Annotated in this window: 7 protein-coding genes; 3 read left to right on the top strand and 4 right to left on the bottom strand. The window is 42.1% G+C overall.

What is annotated here, in order from left to right; translation table 11 throughout:
• Positions 1 to 63: 63 nt before the first annotated feature.
• The 4 genes from AC6UD6_RS04695 to AC6UD6_RS04680 form a co-directional block, all read right to left on the bottom strand.
• Positions 64 to 1,410 (bottom strand): FAD-dependent oxidoreductase, encoded by a 1,347-nt coding sequence (locus AC6UD6_RS04695; protein ID WP_500695841.1) that lies wholly within the window; start codon positions 1,408 to 1,410, stop codon positions 64 to 66.
• Positions 1,411 to 1,518: 108 nt separating this feature from the next.
• Entirely contained in the window at positions 1,519 to 2,004 is a 486-nt protein-coding gene (gene nrdI / locus AC6UD6_RS04690; protein ID WP_500695877.1) for a class Ib ribonucleoside-diphosphate reductase assembly flavoprotein NrdI, read from the bottom strand.
• Positions 2,005 to 2,133: 129 nt separating this feature from the next.
• Positions 2,134 to 5,169: a YfhO family protein gene (locus tag AC6UD6_RS04685; RefSeq protein WP_500695840.1), complete on the bottom strand. Its 3,036-nt coding sequence runs from the start codon at positions 5,167 to 5,169 to the stop codon at positions 2,134 to 2,136.
• A gap of 62 nt (positions 5,170 to 5,231) precedes the next feature.
• Positions 5,232 to 6,611, bottom strand: a complete 1,380-nt coding sequence (locus AC6UD6_RS04680; protein ID WP_500694099.1) for a hemolysin family protein — start codon at positions 6,609 to 6,611, stop codon at positions 5,232 to 5,234.
• Positions 6,612 to 6,946: 335 nt separating this feature from the next.
• Between AC6UD6_RS04680 and AC6UD6_RS04675 the strand changes: the two genes are divergently transcribed.
• From AC6UD6_RS04675 to adhE, 3 genes are all read left to right on the top strand, one after another.
• Positions 6,947 to 7,369: an Hsp20/alpha crystallin family protein gene (locus tag AC6UD6_RS04675; protein ID WP_500694098.1), complete on the top strand. Its 423-nt coding sequence runs from the start codon at positions 6,947 to 6,949 to the stop codon at positions 7,367 to 7,369.
• Between the two features lie 155 nt (positions 7,370 to 7,524).
• Positions 7,525 to 9,876, top strand: coding sequence for an HAD-IC family P-type ATPase (locus tag AC6UD6_RS04670; RefSeq protein WP_500695839.1), 2,352 nt, complete (start codon positions 7,525 to 7,527; stop codon positions 9,874 to 9,876).
• A gap of 227 nt (positions 9,877 to 10,103) precedes the next feature.
• Positions 10,104 to 12,722 (top strand): bifunctional acetaldehyde-CoA/alcohol dehydrogenase, encoded by a 2,619-nt coding sequence (gene adhE / locus AC6UD6_RS04665; RefSeq protein WP_500694096.1) that lies wholly within the window; start codon positions 10,104 to 10,106, stop codon positions 12,720 to 12,722.
• Positions 12,723 to 12,731: the final 9 nt, after the last annotated feature.

Raw genomic sequence — 12,731 nt, 5'->3', positions numbered from 1 at the left:
AAAGCCCTTAACTACTTACGATAGTTAAGGGCTCTTTTGCGGTGTATTTTATTTTACTTACAATTACTTGTTTTGGGCCTCTTTTTCTTGAGCCGCTTGCCCCAAGATGTTGAGGTAGTTAAACGGACGATCAAAGTTTGGTTGAAACAGCATGTCAACCATGGCCAGGTCGTCGATGGTGTTTTCGTTTTGAATGGCAACCGAAAGCACGTTAGCGGATTGCGAAATGTCGTAGAGACTGGTCAATGCGCCACCCAAGATTTTACGGGTGTCAGGACTGTAAACCAGTGACATCAGAACGGGAGTCGTGGTAGGCATGAATTCAGGACGATAGTTGTCTTCAACAATTACTTGATGAGCGTTAATGCCCTGAGCCTTAGCGGCACTCATGGTTAAGCCGGTTGAGGCGAGGTTTCGGTCGTACAACTTCAAACCGGAGGAGGATTGCGTCCCCATGTATTTTTCGGTGTCGTTTTCGATGTTCTTTCCAACCAAGATTCCTTGACGAACCGCATTGGTGGCAAGCGGAATGTAGGCGTTTTTGTGGGTTGGGTTATAGTGAACGGCGGCACTGTCACCAGCGGCGAAGATGTCCTTATTAGATGAATGCATGTAATCATCGGTGATGATTGCACCATTTTCAAGCATGTCAACTTGACCCTTGAGTAGACTCGTGTTGGGTTTGAAACCAATGCACAAAATAGCTAGGTCAGCAGTAAATTCGTCACTGCTGGTCTTAATTGAGACCGTATCACCGTTATCAGTGAACTTTTGCACCATTTGGTTTCCTTCGAATTTAACCCCATGGTCCTTGTAGTCTTTTTCAACGATGTCAGTAAACTTAGGGTCATAGTATTTACTTAAAACCCGGTCAACTCCATCAATCAAAGTGACCTCATGGCCAGTCTTGGAATAGGCTTCGGCTAGTTCGGCCCCGATGTATCCAGCTCCAATGACAGCGATCCGTTTAGCGTCCTTGGCGTCATCGAAAAGTACCTGAGCGTCGGTCCAGTTCTTACAAAGCTTGACGTGATCGCTATGAACGCCCTCGATTGGAGGGACAACCGGAAGGGAACCACTGGTCATTACGAGCTTGTCGTAATGTTCGGTCTTACTTTCACCGGATTCTAAATCCTTAACGGTGATTTCCTTGTTATTTGAGTCGATGTTAGTGACTTCGTGCTTCATTTGCACGTCGGCGCCAAGTCCCTTTAATTCCTTTGGATCAGAATAGAACAGGCCTTTTGGATCCTTAACTTCGCCACCTAAATAAAGGGCGATTCCACATGATAGAAATGAGATATTGTCATTTTTTTCATAGACAGTTAAGTCATAATCGGGATGCTCTTTTAAGATTTGTTTAACCGCAAAAGTTCCCGCATGGGTACAACCAACAACAATAATTTTCATGATGCAACTTACCTCCTAGTGTGAAACAATATTCATGAATTATAGGCTATCCTACCAGATAAAATTGTGAAATGCTAATCAATACACTCATAAAATGGTTCTTATTTGTTATTTTTTGAAAGCGACTTCATTACTATACTCTCTGGCTCTTTCACACATGGTTTGATAAATGCGAACGACATCACGATCGGTGCCCCTTAATTCGTATTCTGCAATTTCAGGGACGTTAAAACGTTCCGCATATCTTCTGGCTGTGAGACAAAATTGGACGTTAAAATTGCGATTACCACTGCCGACGATTCCCATGCAGTAGTTAGCGTTATGGTCGTAAGCAACGTATTCGCCCATGGTGTTGGTCATGAGTTCTTTAACTCCGTTATCGATTCCGTTTCCGCCATCAAGATAGGTTGGCACGAAAACAAAGTACGGTGATGTTTCGTCAGCAAAGTCACTTTGATCTGAGATTTCGGTTGATTCAATTAGTGGATTACTAGCATCTTTTTGGTGCTCGGTTTCCGCGTAGTCCTCTAAATTTTGCACGAAGTTGCGGGTGTTACCGGCAATTGAGATGTATAAAATGCGAATGGGTTTGATGATTACTACCTCCTTAAATATGAAAAATAGTCACTATTAGTGTAACCTTTAACAAGTTTAAATGCACAGAATCTTAGAAGTCAAAGCAGCCAAAAAACGCACGGAATTAGTTATCCGTACGTTTTTAATTTAATTTCGTTTCTTTACGATCCAGATGACGATTCCACTGATAGCGAGTATTAAAATTCCGAAGGCGCTCGCAATTGATCCTAATAGCAGTCCGGGAGTTTGGTATTTCAGTTCAATCTGGTGTTTCCCAGCCTGAATGGGTGCTCCGACAAAGCCAGTGTTGACCCGACTAGTGGGCACCTGTTTGCCGTCGACGAAGAGTTTCCATCCCGTTGAATATGGAATGGAAGTGGTTAAGACGGATTTCTTCTTGTTATTACTGATTCCTTTGACTTCGTTCTTTTTAACCTGAAGTTTTTGGAGACGGTTGCGTTGAAGTTTTTGAATCTGTTGTTCATACGAATTGCCAAACGGAACGGCAATAATCTTTACGTGTTTAAAATTAATCCGGTGGACACCGTCAAACGTTAACTTAATTTGATTGCGGCGTTTGGTGGAATACCCTAGGTTAATTAAAGCGTTTTTCTTTTGCGTGTAGTTTGAGAGATTGTCGCGTCCGTACTGTGAGTAACCGTTCTTCATTCCTTTCGTTGCGGCATTTAAGGAGTACTGACCGACAAACGGAGTGTGGAGGTTCTTTCGTTTCTCGTTTAGTTTCATCATCTTCGTGTACGGTTGATTTTTGATGGCGTGCTGTCTTTTGGTCATGCTTTCCTTTGAAGTCGACGAGTAATCGTGACTCTGAATGCCCTCTAATTGTAAGTAAATTTCGGCATTTTTGGTGCGGTTAGGTTGCTTAATCTTAAGAAAATACGGGACTGATTTACCGAGGACATCCTTAGTTACCACGTGGAGACCGTCTTGATTTTGCTTCTTGGTGTCATTTTCTAATTGGACGTTTTCAGAAAGAATCTTTAAAGCTTCTTTTTGGGACGTGTGGTTAATGGTTGGTTCGTTGTACTCAACGCTCTTAGAATTGTTAGTGAAGGCCGTTAATTTATCGTAGTTATCGAGGGTCTTTTCGTAGTCCGGTTTCACCTCATAACTAAGTTGTTTCTGATTCTGTTTTAGCTTGGCTGATTTAATGCCCTGAATTGGAGAATCAACGTGGACCCCACTGATCATTGCTTGTTCACGAGCGGTTGGGGATAGTTTTTGGTACTGCCGGTTTGAGATCGTTTGATCCTGGGTGTAAGCAATTGGAAGTGCGTTCTTGTTTTTTAAAACGTAGGTTCCATCGGGGTCCTTTTGGTTCACGAGCGGGTTGTCAGACGCAAACAGGAGCGGCTTTTTGTCCTTACCCTTGACCATCTTGAAGCCAAAGGGTTGTGATTTGTTTTGTTGGCCCGTGCGAATAAAGAGATACTTGACGCCCATTAGATTATCAAGGGTGGTGCGGTAGTCATTTTGAGCGACCGGAGCGTTAAAGGTCCGTTGGTTATTTTGAACGGAATTTTCAAGTTGGCCAATGGCCCCATTTTCCACCGTCAGATATGATGAAATGTCACGGGTCGAAAATAACATCGGAATGTTGGTATTGATGTTAGAGTAGTTTGATAAGTTGACGTCGTTTCGACCAGCATAGTGGTATCGATTACCAAGTGAGGTCCGATATCCACCTAACCGCGGTTCAACGTACTGATCGGCGCCATCATAGAAATTATTGATAAAGTTAGTGGCAACGTGCTTATTAAGCATGCCCTTTGAAAAGCCGGCAACGTTAGGACTGTAATAGCCAATTCCAAGTGAGATGAGGTTAACGATTAAAACCGCGGTCACACTTCCGATGGTTGTCACTGGCTTTAAATGGAAGAGCTGACTACATAGGATGACTCCCATTAAAATCAACAGGAGAACGATTTCACCGTAGTCATGCGCGCTTAGCTTCATGATGAATCCGCGAGAAGCCCAAATAAGCACAATTAGGGTGATAATTGCGAAAATCATGACTTCCACGTCACGTTTAGTTAACGTGGTGAGATGATCTGAAAGAATCGTGGCAGCCATCCCAATTGGAAGTAATCCTAAACACATCCACCGGTTTGATGGGGTCGATATGGCGTTAAAGACGGCTCCAAAAGCCGGAATCAGGGCACCAATGAAAACCACCAACAGGCCGATGTTTAGGTAAAGGTATTTCTTGAAGTGAGTCATCGTGTAAACAATGCCCAAAAATCCGAGTCCACTAATCCCAACAATGAGCCAGAAACTAATGGTCAGGTAGCCATTTCCGAGAATTTTACTTGGAATGGAAAGGTAATAGTAGAGGGGATAGAAAAGATAGCCGTTCGCAAAGGTCGAAGTGGTCCTCGTGGAACTCATGGCAAATAAAAGCGTCGGAACGAAAATGACGGCACTAATCAAGATTCCCGCTAGAATGGCCGCAACCATTTTGACCAGTGCGCTCGCAAAATGAAAATCAGGATTTTTACGAAGGCTGAAATACCTAATGACGACGTAGATAATACTGCCAAGTCCAATGATGTAGGCAAAGTAGAAGTTACTTAAAAAAGTTAAGGAAACGGCCAGCATCAGTGGAATGAAGGAATGGTTAGAAATGATGCGTTCGACGCCGTAGCAAATCAGTGGGAAGAAAATCATCGGTAGAATAAAAAAGGGATGGTGCATCCCCGAATAAAGGGCGTAACCCGCAAACGTGTAAGTTAAAGTTCCGAGTACGACACTGTATTTTTTAAAATGGAATTGTTTGATGAATATTAAAAAGGCCAATCCGGCAACGTATAGGCGCAGGATTACCAGGATCCCATATCCCAGTTCCAGTAAGTGGTCTGGGAATAAAACAATCAGGTAGTTGAAGAGATCACCGACTACGTAGTACGAAAAACTGGTTAACTGATCAGCACCGAGGCCAATGTTAAACGACCAGTTAGTAAAGCCGTGACTGGGATGGGCAAGAAATTCAGTTAGCATGTGTTTAAAGTTGACGAGAATGGGATAGTGTTGGGCAATTCCGTCCATTCCCCAAATTAGTGAATTACCGGTTAAGTAAAACGTCCAGATGTAGGCCATGATAATAATCAGAAAAATTAGACTGTAAAAAAGCCAATCCGGACATTTTTTTAAAACTGTTTTCATTGTTTCTATTACCCCTATGTATTAGTAAAGCCGAGGAGGATCCTCGGCTTTATTGATATTAGTTATTTGTCTTTTTGGTCGTCATCTGCGTCTGATTCATCATCAGTTGGTTCCAGTTTATTGACCTCTAGCCAGTTAATGAACGAGTTCTTGTAGTCAAGAACCTTAAACTGAAAGCCATCAATTGTAACAACGTCACCCACTTTAATGTGAGGGTTCTGTTCGATGATGAACCCAGCAATCGTAACGATGTCAGAGTCGTCAAAAGCAGGCATCTCAACGTCGAAGTACTTTTCAAAGTCATACGTGTTTAATTTTCCGTTCACCTGGAAGGTGCCATTGGGCTGTTTAAAGATGTATTCGTTAACCTGCGGATCGATTTCGTCTCGAACGGTCCCAAACAACTCTTCGTAGATATCCTTATCGGTAATTAAACCAGACGTTCCACCGTATTCATCGATTACGACAACAATTGGTTGATGCATCTTAATCATTTGTTGAAGTACCATCGTAATGGGGGTTGTCTCGGGAGTCGTACTAATCTTTCGGATTAGTTTTCCGACCTTAACGTTTGAATCGACCTGCGATTGTCTGACCAAATCGTAACTGTAGACATAGCCAAGGATGTTATCCTTATCGTTGTCTTTGACAACGGGAATTCGACTAAACTTCTTTTGAATGTAGACGTTGATAGCATCTTGGACCGTATCGTTGATGTCGATCGTTACCAATTGGGTTCGGTCAATCATGATGTCCCTGGCCACTTTGTCGTTTAATTCAAACGATCGTTGCATGTACAAGTAGTCGTTTCGCTCCAGGTCACCGTTTTTAACGGCATCCTTTGAAAGACTCAAAATCTCTGATTGCGAGAAGGCCTCATCGTTTTCGTTTGCCACGGGGATTCCCAGTAACTTAACCACGCCAGTTGCTGACACATTTAGTAACCACACAAATGGGTAGAACAAAATGTGAAAGAAGTGAAGGGGGCCAGCAATCACGCTTAAAACTTTCAGTGGCATGTCAATACTGATGTTTTTTGGAACAATTTCGGTAAAGACCACTTCTAAATAGGTAAGTAACAGCACCCCAACAATCGCACCAACACTGTGAGCGGTAGCAGGATTAACACTGAAATCCTTTAATTCCATGATGGAAACCAGGATTTCAATCACGAATGATTCACCAATCCAACCAAGAATGATTCCCGCAAGTGAAACACCTACTTGGGTTGTCGAAAGATACTCATTAAGGTTGGTTACCATTTTCATTTCACGATTAACTTTTTTCTTCTTTTTGTCACTGATATCTTCATCATCCAGTTTTTCTTGGAGGGCGCTTGGCCTTGATTGGACCAGTGAGAACTCACACGCGACAAAGAATGCAGCAAAGAAGAACGTTATTAAAATAATTATTAGATCAAGTATTATCTGACCGGTATTCAAATTTCATTCCTCATTTCAAAATTTTAAACAATAAATATATTATAACGTACTTATCCATTTTTTTAAGTATTTAAGATGAGCGGCATAATTAATTGATTTTATCATAAAGCCGCTTGAATGGAAGCAATTTATTAAAATAAATTCCTTATTATGTTACGAAAAATGTTTGATTTTACGGTTTCGAGGAAAAATTAACGGTTAATACGAAAGTTATTTTGTAAGTAGCACTTTTTACCCCAATTATGAGCTAATTTCTTGTGTGAAAGGGACGATCCATCCTAGTATAGAGGGTGCTAAGAGATTAGCAAATAAAATAATAAAAAGGGGTTTTAGTTATGGCAAACGATTTAAGAAAAGCTAGTTATGATCCAATGGATGACTTTTTTGGCGACTTTGGCAAGAGTTTATTAAACTCAGTTGCTGGAAGCAACAGAATGAAAACTGATGTTTTAGACCAAGGCGATGACTACGTCGTAAAGGCAGAATTACCTGGCTTTAGAAAAAATGATATTGACATTAGTTATGATAACGATACCCTATCAATTCATGCTGTTCATGACATTGACAAGGAAAATAAGGGTGACAATGGTCGGATCTTAAGTAGAGAACGTTCATCAAGTGACGTTAACCGTTCGTTTTACATCCCTGATGTTGATGAGACCAAGATTTCAGCTGATTACGATGGCGGTGTTTTGACCATTACTTTGCCAAAATCACAAGATGATGAAACCCAAAACCATCACGTTGAAATTGACTAATTTAGACTAAGTGTTAAGAGATGATCCGGTTGGACCATCTCTTTTTTTAACTATTTTTAAAGCTTTGCGCTTTTCTTTCATTAGTGGTGCAAAATTTAATTCCTTCTTATACAATATTAATTAGAAATGAATTAATTACATAAGGAGGTGTAACTGTGGCAAGTGACCAGATCGATATTAATAACGTGAATCCGAGTGAGGGACTAACGAGTACGGAAGTTAAACAACAGGTGGCAGACGGTTATAAGAATACGGCGCCTAAACCACTAACGAAGTCTGTGAAACAGATCTTGGTGGAGAACATCTTTACGCTGTTTAACGTAATCAACGTAGTTCTTGGTGCGCTAGTATTCTATACTGGTAGCTATATCAACATGTTGTTCTTGGTGATTGCCATAGCGAACACTACCATCGGAATCTTTCAGGAGATTCGTTCTAAGCGCCAGGTTGACAAAATGGCGTTGTTGTCTCAGAGCAAGATCAAAGTTCGACGGAACGGAAAAATTGAACTTATTCAACCGGACCAGATTGTTTTAGGAGACATCGTTGAACTGGATCGTGGGGACCAGGTACCAGTTGACGGAGTCGTAAAACAAACCAAGGGGATTGAGGTTGATGAGTCTCAAATCACCGGTGAATCCAATCCAATTGAGAAAACCACCGGAGATGAACTGACGTCTGGCAGTTTTCTGGTTAGTGGAAAAGCCTTCATGCTTGCAACTAAAGTTGGCGATGAGACCTTTGTTAACACGATTACAAACCAGGCTAAGACCGACAAGAGTAAGAACAGTGTCTTAATCTCGCTGATTAAAAAAATCATCAAAATTCTGACTTTTATTATCATTCCACTTGGAGTAGCACTTTTTGTTTCCCGTTTGATGCACGGGGTGAGCGTTAATAATGCCATTCTGGGAACCGTGGCGGCCATGATTGGGATGATTCCGGAAGGGTTGGTTCTTTTGACGTCAGTGACCCTCGCAATTTCTGCCTATCACCTGGCAAAAAAACGGGTCTTAGTCAGAGACCTTTCTTCCATTGAAACTCTGGCACGGGTGAACACGATCTGCCTGGATAAAACCGGGACGATTACCAGTGGCGAATTGAAATTTAAACAGATGGTGAAAGAAGCTCCTAATTACACTGATCAACAAATTGCCGAAATCATGGGCTCTTTGGTCCATGAAATTGATGACAATAACGAGACCGCTTCAGCGCTTAAAAATGAGTTCAAGCAGCACCCGTACGCTGCTAGTATGATCGTGCCGTTCTCTTCAGCGAGAAAGTGGAGTGGGGCCGAGTTAGACGACAAAGGCAAATACGTCTTCGGAGCACCTCAGTTCATTTTGGATCTAACTGACAAGCAACAACAAGAAGTTAAGCATTACGCCGAACAGGGTTTTCGGGTCATTGCGCTCGCAAAAGTGGACCAATTAAACGAGGATAGTATCGCTGGTAGTGAACTGATTGCCTTAATCTTGATTACAGACGTCATTCGGCCGAACGCTTCTGAAACCCTGCAGTTTTTCTATAACCAGGGGGTGGACTTAAAGGTCATCTCTGGCGATGATCCGGTCACCGTTTCAAGCATTGCCAATCGGGTCGGCATTCACAATTCTGATGATTACATTGACATGACGACGATTGAAGACGACGCCAACTATCGTGATTTGGTCAAGCAGTACGTGGTGTTTGGACGGGTCAAACCCGACCAGAAACAACGGCTAATTAAGGCGCTACAAGAAAACGGTCGGACGGTTGCCATGACTGGTGATGGGGTCAACGACTTACTGGCCTTAAAGCAGTCAGACTGTGGAATCGCAATGGCATCAGGATCTGAGAGTGTCAAGAGTATTGCCGACTTCGTGATTATTGATTCCAACTTCGACGCCCTCATTAAGGTGTTAAACGAAGGTCGGAGGGTGATCAACAACATTGATAGCATCGCCTGCCTGTACCTGATTAAGACCATGTTCTCGGTCATGCTCAGCGTGCTCTTTCTGTTTTTTGCCAGAAACTATCCGTTTCAACCAATTCAACTCACGCCGATTAATGACTTAATGGTCGGAATCCCATCGTTTCTCTTGGCGCTTGAACCAAATTATCGAGCTTTAAAAGACCGCTTTGCTTCTAACATTTATGAAATTTCACTTCCAGCCGCACTAAGTGTCGTTTTCTACATTTTAGTGATTGGTGTGATTGGCGATATTTTTGGACTATTCACCTCAATTACTTCATCACTGAGTGTTTTGATTACTGGGGTCATCTGTTGGTTGGCTTTGACAATGGTTTGTCGACCATTTAACCGCTACAAACTAACCATCGTCGTTTTGAGTATCACACTCTTTTTGGCGGTGTTCATCTTTCTTGGTAAAATTTTCTCGTTGGTCACGATCTTTACGTGGTCAGTCGGAGGAATTGGATTATTATTAGCTCTTACAACTGATTTCACATTTGTTGGGGTGCAAAAGTGTGTCAGATTAGTTAGACATAAACTTTTTAACAAATAAGGATTTAGACAGATAGCGTCATGAGGGCGTTATTTGTCTTTTTAATTAACAGTTAGTGCATTATTTAACAATAGTATTCGTCAAATTAATTAATTATTTTTTAAGAGTTTAATAACCGTCAGAATAATAAGTGATAAAAATAACAATGAACCATTGCTTTTTGAAAAAGATGATGATATGATATTAGTTGTGAAGAAAATAACAAGAAAATATTGGAGGCTGGAAGTATGACAGATGCAAAGCAACAACCCAATGTTGAAGAGATCGATAAGAATATTGATGCCAAAGTTCAAAAAGCACGCATTGCCGTAGATGAGATGAGTAATTTCGACCAGGATAAGGTTGATAAGATTACCCACGCCATGGTACTTGCTGGGGTTAACGCCCACCAAAAATTAGCTAAAATGGCTTATGAAGAAACCGGACGTGGTGTTGAAGAAGACAAGGCCATTAAGAACTTGTTTGCCACCGAAGAAATTTGGCACGATATTCGTAATGATAAAACCGTTGGGATCATCTCAGAAGACTCTGAAAATGACCTGATTAAAGTTGCTGAACCACTCGGTGTTATTGCTGGAATTACCCCAGTTACTAACCCAACCTCAACTACTTTATTCAAGGCAATTATTTCAATGAAGACTAGAAACGCCATCATCTTTAGTTTGCACCCACAAGCCCTTCAATCGTCAATTGAAGCTGCTCGAATCGTGCGTGATGCTGCGGTGAAAGCTGGTGCACCTAAGGACGCCATTCAATGGATTGAAAAGCCTAGTCGAGAAGCTACGAACGCTTTGATTCAGAACCCTGGCGTTGACATTACCCTTGCAACTGGTGGTCCTGGATTGGTTAAGGCCGCATACTCCGCTGGGAAACCAGCTTTAGGAGTTGGTCCTGGTAATGGTCCCGTTTACGTTGAAAAAACCGCCAACATCCCACGTGCCGTTAACGATATCGTTTTATCAAAGACCTTTGATAACGGGATGATCTGTGCCACTGAAAACAGTGCGGTAATCGATGCCGATATCTATAAAGATGTAAAAGAACAACTTGAATTAAACCGGGTTTACTTTGTTCCAGAAAAAGAAAAACAAAAATTAACTGACGCCATGTTTGACAGCAAGCGTCTTAGTGTTAAGGGTCCAATTGCTGGTGCCACTGCGCAACAAATTGCTGACATGGCTAAGATCAAGATCCCAGAAGACACTCAAGTGCTTGCCGTTGAGATGACCGGAATTGGTCCTAAGTACCCAATGTCAGGGGAAAAGTTATCACCAGTTCTTTCGGTCTACAAGTCAAAAGACCACAAGGATGCTTTCAGAATTTGTGCTGAACTTCTAAACTACGGTGGATTAGGTCATACCGCAGCAATTCAAACCTCAGATGATCAATTGGCCGTTGACTTTGGGGTAGCCGTTAAGGCTTCGAGAGTGATCGTTAACTCACCATCTGGTCTTGCTGGAGTTGGTAATTTGTACAACAACATGACCCCGTCACTTACGCTTGGGACTGGATCATGGGGTAAAAACTCAATCTCCCATAACGTTACTGATTATGACTTGTTGAACATTAAAACTATCGCAAAGAGAAGAAATAATATGCAATGGATTAAACTACCTCGAATCTACTTCGAAAAGAACTCAGTTCGCTACCTCCACGACATGCCTGGTATTAAGAAGGCCTTTATTGTTACTAGTCCTTCCATGGTTAAGTATCACTACGTTGACAAAGTCTTAGATGAATTGAACCGAAGAGAAGATGACGTTCAGTACTACATCTTCGATGACATTCATGGTGAACCAACAACTGACATGGTTAACGCTGGGGTTACCCAAATGAACGCCTTTAAGCCAGATACCATCATCGCCCTTGGTGGAGGATCACCACTTGATGCCGCTAAGATGATGTGGTTGATTTACGAAAACCCTGAGACTGACTTCTTTGGTGCAAAACAGAAGTTCTTGGATATCAGAAAACGTGCTTACAGATACAACAAACCAGAAAAATCACAAATGGTTGCCATTCCAAGTACTTCTGGAACTGGTTCAGAAGTAACGCCATTCTCAGTTATTACTGATTCAAAGCTTCACGTTAAGTATCCATTAGCTGACTACGCTTTGACACCTGACGTTGCCATTGTTGATCCACAGTTTGTTAAGACGGTACCAAAGGGCACCATTGCTGCCTCAGGACTTGATGCCTTAACTCACGCGATTGAGTCATACGTCTCAACCATGGCTTCAGATTACACTCGTCCAATGTCACTTCAGGCCATCAAGATGATTTTTGATAACCTGACTGACTCATACAACGGTAACATGGAAGCTCGAGACAAGATGCATACCGCCTCAACGATCGCCGGAATGGCATTTGCGAACGCTTTCCTTGGAATTACCCACTCAATTGCTCATAAGATTGGTGGACAATTCGGGATCACCCACGGGCTTGCCATCGCCATTACTTTGCCACACGTTATCAGATATAACTTCAAGAAACCAAAGAAGATTGCCACATGGCCTAAGTACGAATCATTTAGAGCCGACGACGATTACGCTAACATCGCTCGCTACCTTGGTCTTCCTGGAAACTCCAATGAAGAATTGAAGGAAGCCTTGGTTCACCGCTTCATCGAATTAGCTCACTCGGTTGGAGTTGAACTTGATCTGAAGTCACAGGGTGTAAGCAAACAAGAGTTAGAAGCAGCTGCCGATCATCTTGCCGAACTGGCATATGCTGATCAATGTACAACTGCTAACCCGAAAGAACCACTGATCGCAGATCTCAAGAAGATGATTCTTGACGAATACGAAGGTGTTGGGGTTGAAACGCAAACTGATAAAGAAGTTTAGTTTCTAAGT

It is taken from the genome of Fructilactobacillus sp. X8R2C1 (assembly GCF_059900955.1).
This window is presented reverse-complemented; position numbering and strand designations above follow the sequence as displayed.